Here is a 16856-nt window from a genome sequence, read left to right as displayed (position 1 = left end):
TTTCTACGAGACGGTACGACGGCACGAAAACCTTGTTGAATTTGGGTTTTCTCTGCGTCTCTTACTCATCCCCGTCGAGCCGGGCATCGTCGCCAAGGCTCATGAAACGGGGTTCCCGATGGGCGCAGAACCAATCCGGCTGGAGGCACGTCACCGCAGCGCGCGCATGCTGCGCACCGCGATGGGCGGCGCGATCGCGGATTGGCTCGCCGACCGCGTAGTCATCGAAATCATGCTCAATCCCGACGGTCGGCTCTGGGTTGATCGCCTCGGCCAAGGGATCGAGGACAGTGGTGAAACGCTGAGCGCCGCCGATGGCGAGCGCATCATCCGTCTCGTCGCGCATCATGTCGGCGCCGAAGTCCACAGCGCCGCGCCGCGCGTTTCGGCCGAGCTGCCGGACGGTGGCGAACGCTTCGAGGGGCTGCTGCCCCCGGTCGTCTCGGCGCCGACCTTCGCGATCCGCAAGCCGGCGATCGCGGTCTTCACGCTCGCCGATTATGTCGCGTCGGGCATCATGTCGGCTGGCGCTGCGGATATTATGCGCTGCGGCGTCCGCGACCGGCTCAACATTCTTGTCGCGGGCGGCACCGGGACCGGCAAGACGACGCTGACCAACGCGTTGCTCGCCGAAATTGCCGGAAGCAGCGACCGGATTGTCTTGATCGAGGACACGCGCGAACTGCAGTGCGCGGCGCGCAATCTCGTCGCGATGCGCACCAAGGACGGTGTCGCATCGCTGTCCGATCTCGTCCGCTCTTCGCTGCGCCTGCGGCCCGACCGCATTCCGATCGGTGAGGTGCGCGGCGCCGAAGCGCTGGATCTCCTGAAAGCATGGGGCACCGGTCATCCCGGCGGCGTCGGAACGATCCATGCCGGAAGTGCGCTTGGCGCGCTCCGCCGGATGGAGCAGCTCATCCAGGAAGCGGTGATCACCGTCCCGCGCGCTCTTCTCGCCGAGACGATCAATCTGGTCGCCGTGCTCGTACGCGACGGAACGGGCCGGCGCCTCGCCGAACTCGCCCGCATCGACGGCTTTGACCGGCTGAACCTCGAATATCGGCTGACCCCGCTCATCACCCCTGAAGGAGAAAATCGATGATCCATGCCCTCCGGCATGGCGCGCGCCGCGCCATGCTCTGCTCCACCGCGCTCTTCGTCGCGCTTGCGGTGTCGGTTCCCGCTCATGCCGGCGGCTCGTCGATGCCGTGGGAGGCGCCGCTCCAGTCGATCCTCGAGAGCATCGAGGGACCGGTGGCGAAGATCGTCGCGGTGATCATCATCATCGTTACGGGGCTCAGCCTTGCCTTCGGCGATACCTCGGGCGGCTTTCGCCGGCTGGTCCAGATCGTCTTCGGCCTGTCGATCGCCTTCGCTGCCTCGAGTTTCTTTCTGTCCTTCTTCTCCTTCGGCGGCGGAGCGCTCGTCTGATGAGCCGGGAAGGGGAAGTGCCGGGCTTCTTTGCGCCGGTCCACCGGGCGCTGGCCGAGCCCATCCTGCTCGGCGGCGCGCCGCGCAGCCTCGCGATCGCCAATGGCACGCTTGCCGGGGCAATTGGTCTCGGCCTCCGCCTCTGGCTCGCCGGGCTCGCGATCTGGGCGATCGGCCACGCCCTCTCGGTCTGGGCTGCCCGCCACGACCCGCAATTCGTCGACGTCGCCCGGCGTCACCTCAAATATCCCGTCTGGATGCAGCCATGATGAACCTATCCGAATATCGCACGAAATCCGCCCGCCTCGCCGATTTTCTCCCTTGGGTCTGCCTGGTGGCGGAGGGCGTGGTGCTGAACAAGGACGGCGCCTTCCAGCGCACGGCGCGCTTTCGCGGGCCCGACCTTGACAGCGCCACGCCCGCCGAACTCGTCGCGGTGACCGCGCGCCTCAACAGCGCGCTGCGGCGCCTCGGGTCGGGCTGGGCAGTCTTTGTCGAAGCCCAGCGCGTGCCCGCGGTGACCTATCCGGTGTCCGATTTTCCCGATGCGGTGTCCGAGCTGGTCGATGTCGAACGCCGCGAGCAGTTCCGCGAGCAAGGCGCCCATTTCGAGAGCTTCTATTATCTGACCCTCTTGTGGATGCCGCCGGCAGAGGAAGCGGCGCGCGCTGAGTCCTGGCTCTATGAGGGTCGCTCGAAAACCGGCGTCGATCCCAAGGAATTGCTGAAAAGCTTCATCGACCGCACCGGCCGCATGCTTCACCTTGTCGAAGGCTTCATGCCCGAGGCCGAATGGCTGGGCGACGGCGACACGCTGACCTATCTCCACAGCTGTATCTCGACCAAGGTCCAGCGCGTCCGCGTTCCCGAGACCCCGGTCTATCTCGACGCGCTGCTCGGCGATGAAGCGCTGGTCGGTGGGCTTGAGCCGCGGCTCGGCGATCATCATCTGCGCACCCTCACCATCACCGGCTTCCCGAGCGTCACCTTCCCGGGCCTGCTCGACGAATTGAACCGCCAGGCGTTCGCCTATCGCTGGTCGTCGCGCGCCATCATGCTCGACAAGACCGACGCGACCAAGCTGCTGACCAAGATCCGGCGGCAATGGTTCGCCAAGCGCAAGTCGGTCGCCGCAATCCTCAAGGAGGTGATGACCAACGAGGCCTCTGTCCTGATGGACAGCGATGCCTCGAACAAGGCGGCCGACGCCGACATGGCACTGCAGGAGCTCGGCGCCGACGAGGCGGGCATCGCCTATGTCACCGCGACGGTCACCGTCTGGGATCGCGATCCGGGCCAAGCGGCCGAGAAGCTGCGCCTCGTCGAGAAAATCGTTCAGAGCCGCGATTTCACCTGCACGGTCGAAGGCGTCAATGCGCTCGAGGCCTGGTTCGGGAGCCTCCCCGGCCATGTCTATGCCAATGTGCGCCAGCCCCCGATTTCGACCCTCAATCTCGCCCACCTCATTCCCCTGTCGGCGGTGTGGGCGGGGGCGGAGCGGGACGAGCATTTCGGTGATGCCCCCTTGCTTTACGGCAAGACCGAAGGTTCGACCCCGTTCCGCTTTTCGCTCCATGTCGGCGACGTCGGCCATTGCCTCGTGGTCGGCCCGACCGGTGCCGGGAAATCCGTCCTGCTGGCGCTGATGGCGCTCCAGTTCCGCCGCTACGAGGGCAACCAGATATTCGCCTTCGACTATGGCGGATCGATCCGCGCCGCCGCGCTCGCGATGGGGGGTGACTGGCAGGATCTTGGCGGCGCGCTGCACGATGCCGGCAGCGCCGGGTCGGTCTCGCTGCAACCGCTGGCGCGGATCGACGAGGCCGCTGAGCGCGCCTGGGCCGCCGAATGGCTCGCGGCTTTGCTCGTCGGCGAGGGGGTCGATGTCGATCCGGCCGCGAAGGAGCATCTCTGGTCGGCGCTGACCTCGCTCGCGACCGCGCCGGTCGCCGAGCGCACGCTGACCGGCCTCGCCGTGCTTCTCCAGTCGCAGGATTTGAAGCTCGCGCTTTCGCCCTATCTCGTGGGCGGTCCCTGGGGACGGCTGCTCGACGCCGAGGCAGAGCATCTTGGCGATGCGCGTGTTCAGGCGCTCGAAACCGAAGGGCTGGTCGGCGCCTCGTCGGCGGCCTCGGTCCTCGCCTATCTTTTCCACCGCATCGAGGGCCGCCTCGACGGCTCACCGACGCTGATCATCATCGACGAAGGCTGGCTCGTTCTCGACAGTCCGGCCTTCGCCGCGCAGCTGCGCGAATGGCTGAAGACGCTCCGCAAGAAGAATGCGAGCGTGATCTTTGCGACGCAAAGCCTCGCCGATATCGAAGGCTCGCTCATTGCGCCCGCGATCATCGAGAGCTGTCCGACAAGGATATTCCTGCCCAACGAACGCGCCGCCGAGCCGCAGATCGCGCGGGTCTATGAACGCTTCGGGCTCAACCATCGCCAAATCGAAATACTGAGCCGGGCGACACCGAAGCGCGACTATTATTGCCAGTCGCGGCGCGGCAACCGGCTGTTCGAACTGGGCCTCGGCGACATCGCGCTCGCTTTCACTGCCGCCTCTTCAAAGACCGACCAGATCAAGATCGGCGAGCTGATCGAGACGCGCGGCCACGCCGATTTTGCCGAATTCTGGCTGCGTCACCGCGGCCTCTATTGGGCCGCCGATCTGCTCGCGAACCTCGAAACCCCCGACCAGCTGAAGGAGTCCTTGTTATGAAGAATGTGACGAACCGCGTGCTGCTTGCTGCCCTGCTCGCCGGATCGACCTTGATCGCGAGCGGAGTGACTGTTCCCGCCGCGGCGCAGATCGGCGGCATCGTTCACGATCCGCGCAATTATGCGCAGAATATCCTGACCGCCGCGCGCACCCTCGAGCAGATCAACAATCAGATCTCCATGCTGCAGAACCAGGCGACGTCGCTGGCAAACGAGGCGCGCAATCTGACCAGCCTGCCCGTCTCGACGCTGCAGGAATTGCAAGGCCAGGTCGATCGCACCCGCCAATTGCTGAGTGAGGCGCAGCGCGTCGCTTATGACGTCGGCGATATCCAGACCGCTTTCGATGCCCGCTACAAGGGCGCAGCCTTGTCGGGGCCGCAGGCGGCGATGGTCGCCAATGCCGAGGCGCGTTGGAACGACAGCGTCGGCGCGTTCCAGGATGCGATGAAGGTGCAGGCCGGCGTCGTCACCAACATCGACGGCACGCGCCAGTCGATCGGAACCCTCGTCTCGGCGAGCCAGTCGGCGACCGGCGCCTTGCAGGCGGCGCAGGCGGGCAACCAGATCCTCGCCGTCCAGTCGCAGCAGCTCTCCGACCTTACCGCGGCGCTCGCCGCGCAGGGCCGCGCGCAGATGCTCGACGCTGCGCGCAGCGCCGCCGCCGAGGCTGAAGGCCGCGAGCGCTTCCGCCGCTTCCGCAAAGGCAATTGAGATGGGCCGGGCGGCGAAGATAGCGGCGGTCGCGGTGCTGGGCGGCCTGCTCATGACGCTGGCAATTCTGCATGCGTCATCGCCGCCTACGCCTCGTGCGCCCGTCCCCCCGATCTCCGGGGCGAGCGCACACCCGGCAGCCGCCGACGTCGCCGACCGCTGCCGCACGGTCACGGTCGCCGATGCGGACTGTGAAGCGGCTTGGGACGCCAAGCGCCGCCATTTCTTTGGACAGAAGGACTAGCCCGATGGAAGACACCGGCGTTATCGACCAGTTTCTGGCGGTCTTCTCGACTTATATCGACAGCGGCTTCGGCCTGCTCGGGGGCGAAGTCGGCTTTCTCTCCTCGACCCTCATCGTCATCGACGTGACGATCGCCGCGCTGTTCTGGGCGTGGGGCACCGACGAGGACATCATCCAGCGCCTCGTCAAGAAGACCCTCTACATCGGCGTCTTCGCCTTCATCATCGGCAACTTCCAGGCGCTGGCCGTCATCATGCTCGAAAGCTTCGCCGGCCTCGGCCTCAAGGCGAGCGGCGGCGCCATGGCGATCGGCGACTTCATGCGTCCCGGCGTCGTCGCCGCGACCGGCATCGATGCGGCGCAGCCCCTGCTCGATGCATCGGCGGACCTGGTCGGCCCGGTCGGTCTCTTCACCAACTTCGTGCAGATCATGATCCTACTGATCGCCTGGGTGATCGTCGTCCTCGCCTTCTTCATTCTCGCGGTGCAGGTCTTCGTGACCATCTTGGAATTCAAGCTGGTGACGCTCGCGGGCTTCGTGTTGCTGCCGTTCGCCTTCTTCGGCCGCACCGCCTTCATGGCCGAACGCGTGCTTGGCCACATCATATCGTCGGGCATCAAGGTGCTCGTCCTCGCGGTGATCACCGGCATCGGGGTGACCCTGTTCGACCGCTTCATGCAGGCCGGCCTCGGTCCGGAGCCTGACATCGAACAGGTCATGGCGATCGCGCTCGGCGCTTTGACGCTGCTCGGCCTCGGCATCTTCGGCCCATCGATCGCCAACGGGATCGTCGCCGGCGGTCCGCAACTCGGAGCAGGGGCCGCCGCAGGCACCGCAGTCGCCGCAGGCGCAACGCTTGCCGCCGGGGCGGCTGGCGCGACCCTGGCCACCGGCGCGGCTGCAGCGGCGGCGCGCGGCACAGCAGCAGCGAGCGCGCGCGGTGCGGGGAGTGCGTCGGCCGCTTATGCGGCGGGCGCGGCCGGGAAGAGCAGGGCGAAGGCCATCGGCGGAGGACTTGCGAATGTGGCGCGTACCGCAGCCAGCGGCGCAGCTTCACCTGTTCGCAGCATGGCCGAACGGGTTCGCGCGAATTTCGCGGCGGGCCGCGACGGTCCCACCGATAGCGCGGCGCCAGCGCAAGCCGCGAGCGCGCCGCCGGCCTGGGCGGCCGCAATGCGGCGGCGCCAGACCATGACGCATGGCGCGACGATCGGCGCGCAGACGCTCAAGAGCGGCGACAGCCACGGGGCCGGATCGGCGCCGAACATCAGCGAAAAGGACTGATCCCATGTTCAAAAGACCCACCAATCATTATGGCCGCGCGCCCGAGCCGGTCACGCCCTACCAGCGCGCCGCGCAAGTGTGGGACGATCGGATCGGTTCTGCGCGGGTCCAGGCCAAGAACTGGCGGCTCGCCTTCTTCGGCGCGCTGATCATCTCCGGTGGTCTTGCCGGCGGCCTGGTCTGGCAGTCCGCCCGCGGGACGATCACGCCCTGGGTCGTCGAGGTCGACAAGCTGGGTGAAGCGCGCGCGGTCGCGCCGGCCGACGGCGATTATCAACCGACCGATCCGCAGGTCGCGTTCCATCTCGCGCGCTTCATCGAACATGTTCGCAGCATTCCCGCCGATCCGGTCGTGCTGCGGGCCGACTGGCTCAGCGCTTATGACTTTACCACCGCGACCGGAGCGCAGGCGCTCAATGACTATGCCCGCACCAACGATCCCTTTGCCGAGGTCGGCAAGGCCCAGGTCGCGGTCGATGTGTCGAGCGTCATTCGGGCTTCGAAAGACAGCTTCCGCATCGCCTGGAGCGAGCGCCGATATCAGGACGGCAGCCTAGTCGAGCGTTCGCGCTGGTCGGCGATCGTGACCGTCGCGATCCGGCCGCCACGCACGCCCGACGCGCTTCGCCGCAACCCGATCGGGCTGTTTGTCAATGCTATCAACTGGTCGAAGGAACTCAGCCAATGACGCGATATCCTCTGCTTCCGATCGCACTCGGAGCCATGCTGTCCCTCCTTGCGGCGCCCGCCGCGGCGAGCGAGGCCGCCGATCCCCGCCAGCGCGTCGGCCGCGCCAACGCCGAGGCGCGCGTGCAGCCCGACCGGCAAGGCTATCGGAACGCCATCCAGCAATATGCCTGGTCCGAAGGCGCGCTCTTTCAGGTCTATGCTGCGCCAGGGCAGGTCACCGATATCGTCCTTCAGGAAGGCGAACAGCTCGTCGGCCCGGGGCCGGTCGCCGCGGGCGACACGGTGCGCTGGATCATCGGCGATACGGTCAGCGGGACCGGGGCCCGGCGGCGCGTGCATATTCTGGCGAAACCCACCCGATCCGATATCGCCACGAATCTCATCATCAACACCGACCGGCGCACCTATCATGTCGAGCTGCGCGCGACCGCCGCGGCCTATATGGCATCGGTATCCTGGACCTATCCCGCCGATGAGCTGATCGCCTTGCAGCTTGCCGAGGCCGAGGCGGCGAGGGTGGCGCCCGTTGCCGGGGCGATCGATCTCGCCGCGCTCAACTTCCGCTACCGCATCGCAGGCGACAAGGCCGCGTGGCGGCCGGTGCGCGCCTTCGACGACTCGCGCCAGCTAATCATCGAATTCGGTGAGGATATCGCCACCGGCGATATGCCGCCACTCTTCGTCATCGGCGGCAGCGGCGAGGCAGAGCTTGTCAACTACCGGGTGCAGGGCCGCTACATGATCGTCGACCGCCTTTTCGAGCGCGGCGAACTCCGCTTGGGCGCCGGAAAGCAGGCCCGCGTCGTTCGGATCAAGCGTGAAATGCCGCGCCGCCGGGGGCGGTCGTGACCGGGCCGGCAAGCGAGGCGGTGGCGCCCGCCGACGTGCCGGAAGCGGGCGAGCGCACGGCGCCCGGCCCGGAGGTCGATCCTTTTCGGCTACGCGGCGACACGCCGCGGGTCATGCGGCTTTCGCGCAAGGCGCTCGCGATGATCGGCGCTGCCGGCGGCACCGCGATCGGCGGCGCTCTGCTCTGGGCGCTGCAACCCGTAGCCCCGAAGACCGCCGAGAATCTCTACACGGCCGATGGAGCGAATCGCGCCGAAGTCGTCACCGGTGCGCCCGCCGACTATGGCAAGGTGCCGAAGCTCGGACCGCCGCTACCCGGCGATCTCGGGCGACCGATCGTCTCGGCGCAGCAGAACGGCGAGACGATCCCGGTGCCGCCGATGGGAAATCCGCCCGCCGGCGGGCGCTCACCCGCCGACGAGGCGCGCGATCGGGCGCGGCTGGAGCGCGAGGCCGCCACGGCGAGCCGGATATTCCTTGGAGGAGGGACCTCGGGCGCGCCGGTTGCAGACGCGCAGCGTGGATCGATCGAACCGTCCGCCGCGACCATGTCGGCACCCGAAGGCGGCGCGCGGACTCCGGCGGCGGCGCGGCGCGCCTTTCTCGCGGGCGGCTCCGCCGAACCGTTCGAGAGTGCCGAGCTCCTTCATGCGCCTGCTTCGCCATACATCCTCCAGGCGGGAAGTCTCATTCCGGCCGCGCTGATCACTGGTATCAGGTCCGACCTTCCCGGACAGGTCACGGCGCAGGTGACCCAGCATGTCTTCGATAGCCCGACGGGTCGCATTCTCCTCATTCCGCAGGGTGCCCGGCTGATCGGCGACTATGACAGCGAAATATCCGTGGGGCAGGAGCGCGTCTTGCTGGCCTGGAACCGGTTGATCCTGCCCGGTGGCCGATCGATCCGGCTCGATCGTCAGCCCGGCGCCGATGCGCGGGGCATGGCGGGGATTGCCGATCGCACCGACCATCATTGGGGGTCGATGCTGCGCGCGGCGCTCGTCTCTACGTTGCTCGGCGTCGGAGCCGAACTTGGCTCGGACGGGGATGATGCGCTCGTGCGGGCGCTTCGCGACGGGCCGCAGGATACGGTCAACCAGTCGGGACGGCGGCTCGTCGAGCGTCAGATGAACATCCCGCCAACCCTCACGATCCGCCCCGGCTTCGCTTTGCGGGTCCTTGTCACACGCGATCTGATACTCGAACCGCCGGCGGGTGCGGCCCCATGAGCAAGCTGCGCCTAGGCCCCATCGCCGACGACAAGCCCGTGAAGCTGTCGATCGAATTGCCGGGATCCCTCCATCGCGAATTGCTCGTCTATGCCGAGGTGCATGCGAAGGCTAATGGCCTCGCGGCGCCTATGGCGCCGGAAAAGATCGCGGTGCCGATGATCGAGCGCTTTATCGCGACCGATCGTGGATTTGCGACGGAACGGCGGCGGCGCTGAGTGTCTGCGGCGTCATCCTCACGTCGGTCAGGCGTGATCACCCATATGTGTTCGTTCAAACCGCTGGCGGCGGTGCGCCAAAAAAAAGACGCCCGCGCGATCGAAACCGTGCGGGCGTCAGGTGAAGATCTCTGTTTCCTGAAAGGAAGAGCTCTTCTGGGTCGCACCGCGCGGATAGCGTCGCGAGCCGACCGATAATTGTACGGCAGCGCCAAAAGATACCCTGGAGCTCAAACCGTTGTCGGCTTTCGGTTAGTTTCAGTCAGAAACCCGGCGATCTCCGATCGGCCAAGACCAGCGATTCCCCTGAGTATCGAACATTCCGGGGAGAGGGGGTCATTTCTTGCCCTATTTGCTCAAAGAATTCCTGTGTCCTTTAGCCAATCTTCCACGAGCGTCGGCCATCTCTCAACGGGGTGACCCAGCGGGCGCATGGCGAAGGCGTGACTTCCCTTGGCAAAGAGATGGACTTCTGCTGGAACACCCGCCTCGTCCAGCGCTCGCGCATATACTATGCTATTGCAAATCGGATCGACAGGATCGTCCCAAGCCTGAAGAAGAAATGTTGGCGGGGTCATCTTGGTAACTTTGATACCAGGATCAAGCGAGCCCCCCGATCTGCACAGGTGGCCTGGGAACATTGCGATGGCAAAATCGGGCCGGCTGCTCACTTTGTCTATTTCGTCGACCGGCTCATAAGCAGGTTCGAATATATTGCTGGTCTGCGCGACCAGATACCCTCCGGCTGAGAAGCCTATGACACCGATCTTGCGGGGGTTGATCTTGAGCTCGCTGGCGCGCGAGCGCACCAGGCGTATCGCACGCTGGGCGACCTGCAACGCAAGGAGGTGCTTGGGCGTCACTGCACAATGGCAGTCTTCATCATAATGGTGGCGGCTTTTGGGAACATGGTATTTGACGAGCACGCAAGTGGTGCCTGTTGAAGTCAGCCAGTCGCGAACTTCACTACCTTCCAGATCGATCGCGAGCTTGGAGAATCCTCCGCCGGGAAAAACCAGCATCGCTGTGCCATTGCCTGGTTGTTGGGGGGGAAACACCGTGAGAGTGGGCACAGTGACGTTGAAGGCGCCGGCAACCGGACGTCCGGCGAAGCGTTTCGGATTCGTTGCCGTTTCGCTATACTCTGGAGGAAGTTTGACATCCTCCATGTTCGGCGCCGCTCCAGGCCACGGTGGCGTCTGCTGATGGCCCGCTGGGGTTGCCACACGCCCTCCTCCCTGCCCTCAACGCTTGCCGTCTCGGTCATCTTTGTCGGGCCCTTAGCGTCAGGATCACGCGTCTCGGCCTCGCTGCAGCCAACAACGAAGCCTTGAAAGCACAAAAGGCCTGCTGGAATCACGCTTCGCTGCAATGAAATTCCGAACCGCCCCACATTCCGCATTTTCCTGCTTCCTCACCTCGGATCGCCACCGGAAAAATTTCTCCTGACGACATCCAACCCTTAATTGACCGGGTGACCAAAGGATGATTTCTCGGGCTAGCGTCCAATTTTTTTAGGGACATGCCGTGGGTCGGCGATCAATCTCGCTAAACACGCGCCGCGCCTTTGAAGCCGCAGCGCGGTTGTCTGAACAACCTGAATAGTTCGATCGGGCAAGCACTGCTCGCGTCTCAGGCAGGGTGCGATACTTTCGTCATCGGGTTGCGCAATGTGGTTGGGGGCAAAGCATTGATCCGGAGCATGTTCGGCTCGCTCTTGACGGCGGTACTGTTGCTCGCGCTGAGACCGGGCGCGTCCGCAGAGTTAGTTTTCGAGCCGCTTCCGCCCAGCCCGGAACTAAGCGACCGTCGGCAAAGTGCCTATGCCGGGTCCTCCAGCGAAAATCGTACCTGATAGAACCGGTTGGTCCCATTGCCCGTCCGTACGGACGTTGCTGGGCTAAACGGCAGGCCGAGCTTCTTTATGTTTCCCTATTCATGGGGGAGTATTAAAGCTGGATTGGCCGCATCGTGGGTCAGCTGACATGGGTCGATGGAGGGAGCGTCGTCGGTCGTCGTTTCGGGCCCTTGGCCGAAGCAGGAGTTTGGCAAATGGAATTAATGTTCGCCCCTCTCATGGTGGCGGGATCGCGCGCGCGATGAGCCCTGCAACCGTCGCCGCGCTTCTGTTTCTGTCCGGGGTAGCGCCGCCTCCGACCGACCTCGCATCCGAAAGCCAGACTGAGACCGAGTTGCAGCGGGTAGATGATCCCTCGGCCCCACCCGAGCCGCCGATCGTTGTGCCAGCACTCGGCAACACCCCGCATCCCTCTTTAGCCGCGCCAGCAACCTCCGACGACGAGACTATGGCCGAAATGCCCTCGGCGCCCCATGATATTGTGGTGACGGCCCGTGGCGATGCGCCGCCGGGAGATCCGCTTCAAGCGGTCAATATTGCCTCTTATCGGGCGGTCCAGTCGATCGATGCGGCGCTCGTGGCCCCAGTCGCGATGGGCTATCAAGGTATCGTACCCGAACCTGTTCGCGACGGGCTGGGCAATGCACTGCGTAACCTCAGCGAACCCGTCAATTTTCTGAACTTCCTGTTACAGTTCAAGATCGGCAAGGCTGCCGAGACGCTCGGCCGTTTCGCCGTAAACACGACATTTGGTGTCGGCGGCCTTTTCGATGTCGCGAAGACAATGCCTTTCAATCTGCCTTACCGACGCAACGGCTTTGCCAATACATTGGGTTTCTACGGCGTCGAGCCCGGTCCCTATTTCTATCTTCCGCTTATCGGGTCGACGACATTGCGCGATCTGGCGGGCAACAGCATTGACTTGCTCGTCGTGCCGACCGCGGTCGGCGCGCCTTTCGACCGCACGGCATATGCCGTTCCGACAACTGTGGTCAGGCAACTCAATGACCGCATCGAGGGCGACGCTCAAATCCAGCGCTTGCAACAGGAAAGCCTTGATCCCTATGTCGAGACACGGACCCTCTATCTGGAACTGCGCAAACGCGAAATCGACGCATTGAAAGTTAGGCGCAGCGACCGCAATGGCGAGGCTGGACCTCAAACAGAAATCACGGTCAGCCAGACCGGGCCCTTGTCCGATCCAGAAGGTCTCATCTCCGTCGGCCCCCTTGAACTCGAGACGCCGACCTCGGACGGTTTGCCACCGCGACCTTAACGCCAATGATGCACATTTGGCGGGCGCGCAGAGAAGCCAAAGCGCTTCGAAATTTTGCTCGCACGGAACTCAAGCCGTCAACTGCAATCGCCGCGGTGAATCTCAATAAGCTTCCTCGCTGAAGTTTGGTCTTCCGGTTTCGGACGTGTCGAGACAAATGCCCACAACCGCTATCGGTTCGGCCATCGCGGATGAGTTTGTCGATCATGAACGCGTGCCTCGCGCTGTCTCCGACTGGCGTTCCCGAACTCGCCGATGGTCCCATGTCAAATGCTCGTCGCTTTGCGTGGGAACCGCTGGGCCTTCGCGTGGCAAGATGCGCCGCGCGTCAGATGGGTGTTTTGCTCGCCGAATGGCTCAATTACCGCGCAAACCAGGCTGCCAGATTGGGATCTGGATATCTCTTTTCTGTTCAAAAATTATAGGTTCGCAAGCAAGCTTGGGAATATCGTGATCGATGCGGCGGCCAAGAGTGTCATGCTGCACTCGGCAATCAGGGGCCACAAACCGCCGCGATGATCGTGCCGCCTCCGAACGCTGCCGGATTGATCGCGAGCTCGCGGTGCCGGAGACCAGCGTGCTTCCTACAAGTGCCCGTGGGCAACGGTCAGCGCGCCGTTCGCGTCGGTCGCATGCGACATCGCAAGCACAGGCCGCGAAATTCGGAGATCCTTGAGATGGCTCCAGATGACTTGCCTCTTTCCGTCGCAGATGCCCCCGTTTGGTGCCTTGGGCCTGGCGCATGGAAACCGGCGTCGGAGAAGGTTCCCCCGTCTCTCCGACGCCGCGATTTCTATGCGAGTTAGATTGGAACCGCTAAATCGTCAGAATTTTGCTCCGATGGCGACACCATAACGCCGCGGATCAAGAGTATAGATGTTTGTAAAATTACCGGAAGATGCATCGGTGACATAAAGTCCGGTAACCGAGTTGCTATCGAAAATATTCTGAACGAACCCCCGGACAAACCAGCGCTCGTCGGCGCCATTCAACTGTAAAACCGCATTTGCCTGGACGAAAGGTTCGATACGATTAATCCTGCCGTTGAAGATATTGCCATATTGCTTTCCGGTAAGGGAAATGTCGACGCGGGGGACGAGTGTCATACCATTCCCAACCTCTGCCGTGTACTGCACGCCCATCGAGACCTTGACATTCGGCGCTTGGGGCAATGTGTTGCCCTTGATGTTAACCTCGACGCCAGGACTCAATACCTGGATCCCGCTGTTCGCAGGGATAGCGCTCGCGAGGACACCGCAAATGCCGAACGCGCCGCTGGAGGCGATATTGCCGTCCGAAGGAAATTCCTGCGGTGCGCGAAGGCCGAGAGCCGCATTTACTCCCGCAACGAACGCATCAGCAACGCCAGGCGCAGGTCCCGTGACAGCGCAGTGCGCACCATTGCTGATGTCCTTGATAATCACGGCATCAGGATCTCCGCCGCCCGGATCACGCGGATTGGAGAAGAATTGATCGCCGGCGACCTTGGCATTGAGATAGCTGAAGGACAGATTGATAAGCCAGTTCGGGTCCGGCCTGATGACAGACTCCAGTTCGACACCCCAGATATTGGCGTCAACCGTGTCATTCACAGACGTTCTTGCCACGATGCGGCTGAGCTGCAGTCCACTATATTTGTAGTAAAATGCGGTGGCATTCAGTTGCAACGCGCCGTTTGCGAAGACGTTCTTGGAGCCAATCTCGAAGGCATCGATCGATTCAGAGCCGAAACTCTCGCTGACGGCGAAAATCGGAGAAAGCGGAGGATTGATACCGCCGGATTTGTAACCCCTCGAGTAAGATGCATAGAGTGAATTGTCCGGCGTAACCTCGAAGGCCAGAACTGCTCGTCCGGTAATTTCGTCGAAGCTTACTTCGCGAAACTGGGCGAGCTGTTGGCCCGGTGTCCCCGGGTCGGCATCGAAAAGTCCAGACGGCCCGGTGAGAGGCGTTATCGGGGTATCGAACGGATCTCCATCGTTGGCATAAGGGTTCAGGAAACTGATCAGTGTCGTACGCGCCGTTACATCCTTCTTGTCATTGTTGTAACGCAGCCCCCCGGTCAACGTCAGCCGGTCGCTTAGATCGAAATAGACCTCGCCGAAAATCCCATAGCTCTCCAGATTCGATTCCAGCGAGTTGTTCCGATACATCGACGTCGCGAAATAGGATGGCGGAAGGCCGCCCGACAAGGAGCCGAATGAACCCAATATGGCACTGGCGTAATCGAGCGCAAACGAGTTCACATAATAGCTATTGTCGGTGGTTTTCGATTTCGCGTAAATTCCCCCCAACAGGAAATTGAACGGCCCGTCGAAGTCACTCGTAAGGATGAGCTCTCCGCTCCACGATTCGCGTTGTTCCGAAGATCGATCGAAAGAAAGCGGCGTTTCGGAACACAGCGAGTTCCCTTCGAAAGCGCCTCTGCTTCCATCATCATTATCCGAGGTGCACAGCACGCCCTGCGGACCGTCCGGGATGAGAGCGCCGGCAATCGGCGAAAAATAGGCCGAGGAGCCGGGAATGAAGGCCGGCGCCGGCGGAGCAAGACCCGTCGGCAATCCGTTAGCCGCAAAAAAGGCCAGCGTATTGAGCGCCGGGGCGAAACCGGCACGGCTTTGAATTCCAAGAAAATAGTCCTGCCTGGAATCGACTTCAGTATCCTGATAAATGCCGGTGGCCGTCAGGGTCATCGCGCCGAATTTTTGCTCAAGGCGCGCCTGCACCTGTAGCTCTTCCGCAAAATAGAAGGGCGTATAGGCCGTGTTGACGACACGCACATCGCCAGGCTCCTGAAACCCGGAAAACCCGTCAGGGCCATAAAGGCTGCCAAGGCCGAGTACGGCGGGAATGCCCTGAATGGCGAAGAACTCGGAAGAACTGAGCGTCGCACCGACCGTGGAATTTGCGTTCGTGGTATCGAAATCACGTCGATTGTTCAGGCATCCGAGCACGCCCAATGGATCGCGTTGGCACGTTTGTTTCTGGTTTCTGAGGCGCGTGTCCTTTTCCCGGAAATAATAGCCCATGAGATCGATCGTCGTATCAGGACCGGGCTCGAAACGAAGTGAGCCTCGCAACGCGTAAAGGTCCCGAGTGTCGATGTCCGATCCATCATAAAGATTCGTCGTATAACCGTCGCGGTTCACATATATGCCCGCCAGTCTCACGCCGATCATATCCCCGATCGGGACATTGACCATGCCACGCGCTTCGATGCTGTTGAAATTGCCATACTCGAATTGCGCTTCAGCCTCGAAACGGGAGAGTTTGGGTTTCGCGGTCACGACATTCACGACCCCGGAGGTCGCATTCCGACCGAACAGGGTGCCTTGAGGTCCGCGAAGGACTTCAATCCGTTCCAGATCGAAATATTCGGTCTCGAACAGGCGTGTTCCGAACAAGGGTGATCCATTGACATGAATTGCGGTCGCAGCATCGCAGGTGACGCCGACGCACAGGTCGCCAACGCCGCGAATAGTGAATGAAGCTGAGGTGAAATTGCCTTTCGAGAAAGATACATTGGGCAGCGTCAGCTGTAGATCCGAGGCATTTTCGATCTGCTGGCTTTCAAGCGCCTCAGCGCTGAATGCGCTGACAGCTATCGGCACGTCTTGCAAGCTTTGCGCCTGACGTTGCGCCGTCACGACGATGACATCGTTACCGCCATCTGGCTCTTCAGCTATGGCTTCCTGAGCATTTGAGACCTGTGGCAACGCCATCAGGACGGCGCTTGCCAACAAATAAGCTTTGTTATTCATCACCCTTCTCTCCCTGTCTCGATTTTTTAGTTTCTTACGCGAACCCGTCCTTTTCCCCGATAGTCGATGTTCAAAAATGGGGCAGCTCGCCGAGCTGCCCCGAGTTTGAGAGGTGGCCAGAAGGAGATTTCCGGAGAGGAAAAGATTCTCGCCGCCCGGCTTGAAGCTGAGCAGTTTTTCGGTATTTGGTAAAGAACTTTATTATGGCACTTTATTATATTGCTCGGGGCGCTGGGAGGTGTTCCATCTCAGATCCGAAGAAATCAGTTTATACATCCGATGCTTGCTGTCAGCGCTTCAGCCTTGGCACGGTCGAGCGCGCGCCGACGACTTTTGGATGCGGCTGCGGTACGGCACGCCCGATCCCGAGCGCATGTCCCGCCGAAGCTGGACAGCCTTTTGTGGCTCCATGACCTTGCCTTGCTGTTTGCCTCGGAAGGCATATCGACCAACTGTGCCACGATAGATTTCTTTGTGGCGCCAAGCAACACAGGCAAGAGAAGAAGATCTAAACAGAACATATGAACTCTGCTTGGTTATTTCTGCCTCGGCCTTAGTATTTATGTCTTGCTGTGCAAAAGAG

General features: G+C 62.5%; 14 protein-coding genes. 12 read left to right on the top strand and 2 right to left on the bottom strand.

Translation table 11 applies throughout. The annotated features are described in order from the left end of the window. Positions 1–118 precede the first annotated feature (118 nt). The 11 genes from trbB to B4F07_RS04905 are packed head-to-tail and all read left to right on the top strand — an operon-like array spanning position 119 to position 9378. The gene (gene trbB, locus B4F07_RS04955) at positions 119–1102 is read left to right on the top strand and encodes a P-type conjugative transfer ATPase TrbB (RefSeq protein ID WP_293702532.1); all 984 of its coding nucleotides are present in this window, start codon (positions 119–121) and stop codon (positions 1100–1102) included. After that, positions 1099–1431: a TrbC/VirB2 family protein gene (locus tag B4F07_RS04950; protein ID WP_105998658.1), complete on the top strand. Its 333-nt coding sequence runs from the start codon at positions 1099–1101 to the stop codon at positions 1429–1431. Before trbB ends, B4F07_RS04950 begins: the two co-directional genes overlap by 4 nt. After that, a complete protein-coding gene (locus B4F07_RS04945; protein ID WP_293702522.1) occupies positions 1431–1700 on the top strand; it encodes a VirB3 family type IV secretion system protein in 270 nt (89 codons plus the stop codon). Before B4F07_RS04950 ends, B4F07_RS04945 begins: the two co-directional genes overlap by 1 nt. Continuing rightward, positions 1697–4150 (top strand): conjugal transfer protein TrbE, encoded by a 2454-nt coding sequence (gene trbE, locus B4F07_RS04940; RefSeq protein ID WP_293702519.1) that lies wholly within the window; start codon positions 1697–1699, stop codon positions 4148–4150. Before B4F07_RS04945 ends, trbE begins: the two co-directional genes overlap by 4 nt. After that, positions 4147–4863, top strand: coding sequence for a P-type conjugative transfer protein TrbJ (gene trbJ / locus B4F07_RS04935; protein ID WP_293702517.1), 717 nt, complete (start codon positions 4147–4149; stop codon positions 4861–4863). The genes trbE and trbJ overlap by 4 nt, the downstream gene beginning before the upstream one ends. Before the next feature lies 1 nt (position 4864). Then, positions 4865–5107: a putative entry exclusion protein TrbK-alt gene (gene trbK-alt, locus B4F07_RS04930; protein WP_293645116.1), complete on the top strand. Its 243-nt coding sequence runs from the start codon at positions 4865–4867 to the stop codon at positions 5105–5107. A 4-nt stretch (positions 5108–5111) separates the two neighbouring features. Further along, positions 5112–6392, top strand: a complete 1281-nt coding sequence (gene trbL / locus B4F07_RS04925; protein ID WP_293645114.1) for a P-type conjugative transfer protein TrbL — start codon at positions 5112–5114, stop codon at positions 6390–6392. A gap of 4 nt (positions 6393–6396) precedes the next feature. Then, positions 6397–7080, top strand: coding sequence for a conjugal transfer protein TrbF (gene trbF, locus B4F07_RS04920; protein WP_037557588.1), 684 nt, complete (start codon positions 6397–6399; stop codon positions 7078–7080). 35 nt (positions 7081–7115) lie between these two features. Then, positions 7116–7931: a P-type conjugative transfer protein TrbG gene (trbG, locus tag B4F07_RS04915; protein WP_327523827.1), complete on the top strand. Its 816-nt coding sequence runs from the start codon at positions 7116–7118 to the stop codon at positions 7929–7931. Continuing rightward, positions 7928–9160, top strand: coding sequence for a TrbI/VirB10 family protein (locus B4F07_RS04910; protein ID WP_414711725.1), 1233 nt, complete (start codon positions 7928–7930; stop codon positions 9158–9160). Before trbG ends, B4F07_RS04910 begins: the two co-directional genes overlap by 4 nt. After that, positions 9157–9378, top strand: a complete 222-nt coding sequence (locus B4F07_RS04905) for a DUF2274 domain-containing protein (RefSeq protein WP_293645110.1) — start codon at positions 9157–9159, stop codon at positions 9376–9378. Before B4F07_RS04910 ends, B4F07_RS04905 begins: the two co-directional genes overlap by 4 nt. Before the next feature lie 356 nt (positions 9379–9734). On the opposite strand, the gene B4F07_RS04900 is transcribed toward B4F07_RS04905, so the two are convergent. Further along, entirely contained in the window at positions 9735–10547 is an 813-nt protein-coding gene (locus B4F07_RS04900) for an alpha/beta hydrolase (protein WP_293645108.1), read from the bottom strand. 930 nt (positions 10548–11477) lie between these two features. On the opposite strand from B4F07_RS04900, the gene B4F07_RS04895 reads away from it, so the two are divergent. Then, the gene (locus B4F07_RS04895; RefSeq protein WP_161786577.1) at positions 11478–12512 is read left to right on the top strand and encodes an MlaA family lipoprotein; all 1035 of its coding nucleotides are present in this window, start codon (positions 11478–11480) and stop codon (positions 12510–12512) included. Between the two features lie 824 nt (positions 12513–13336). Here the strand turns inward: B4F07_RS04895 and B4F07_RS04890 are convergent. Continuing rightward, positions 13337–16273, bottom strand: a complete 2937-nt coding sequence (locus B4F07_RS04890) for a TonB-dependent receptor (RefSeq protein ID WP_137752008.1) — start codon at positions 16271–16273, stop codon at positions 13337–13339. Between the last annotated feature and the right edge of the window lie 583 nt (positions 16274–16856).

It is taken from the genome of Sphingopyxis sp. UBA6723, assembly GCF_002454115.1.
In the GTDB taxonomy this organism is placed as follows: Bacteria; Pseudomonadota; Alphaproteobacteria; order Sphingomonadales; family Sphingomonadaceae; genus Sphingopyxis.
This window is presented reverse-complemented; position numbering and strand designations above follow the sequence as displayed.

Bases quoted from the DNA above. Each gene is read 5' to 3' on its own strand.
- trbB (WP_293702532.1), top strand. From the start codon at position 119: ATGGGCGCAGAACCAATCCGGCTGGAGGCACGTCACCGCAGCGCGCGC.
- B4F07_RS04950 (WP_105998658.1), top strand. From the start codon at position 1,099: ATGATCCATGCCCTCCGGCATGGCGCGCGCCGCGCCATGCTCTGCTCC.
- B4F07_RS04945 (WP_293702522.1), top strand. From the start codon at position 1,431: ATGAGCCGGGAAGGGGAAGTGCCGGGCTTCTTTGCGCCGGTCCACCGG.
- trbE (WP_293702519.1), top strand. From the start codon at position 1,697: ATGATGAACCTATCCGAATATCGCACGAAATCCGCCCGCCTCGCCGAT.
- trbJ (WP_293702517.1), top strand. From the start codon at position 4,147: ATGAAGAATGTGACGAACCGCGTGCTGCTTGCTGCCCTGCTCGCCGGA.
- trbK-alt (WP_293645116.1), top strand. From the start codon at position 4,865: ATGGGCCGGGCGGCGAAGATAGCGGCGGTCGCGGTGCTGGGCGGCCTG.
- trbL (WP_293645114.1), top strand. From the start codon at position 5,112: ATGGAAGACACCGGCGTTATCGACCAGTTTCTGGCGGTCTTCTCGACT.
- trbF (WP_037557588.1), top strand. From the start codon at position 6,397: ATGTTCAAAAGACCCACCAATCATTATGGCCGCGCGCCCGAGCCGGTC.
- trbG (WP_327523827.1), top strand. From the start codon at position 7,116: ATGCTGTCCCTCCTTGCGGCGCCCGCCGCGGCGAGCGAGGCCGCCGAT.
- B4F07_RS04905 (WP_293645110.1), top strand. From the start codon at position 9,157: ATGAGCAAGCTGCGCCTAGGCCCCATCGCCGACGACAAGCCCGTGAAG.
- B4F07_RS04900 (WP_293645108.1), bottom strand. From the start codon at position 10,547: ATGGAGGATGTCAAACTTCCTCCAGAGTATAGCGAAACGGCAACGAAT.
- B4F07_RS04895 (WP_161786577.1), top strand. From the start codon at position 11,478: ATGAGCCCTGCAACCGTCGCCGCGCTTCTGTTTCTGTCCGGGGTAGCG.
- B4F07_RS04890 (WP_137752008.1), bottom strand. From the start codon at position 16,273: ATGAATAACAAAGCTTATTTGTTGGCAAGCGCCGTCCTGATGGCGTTG.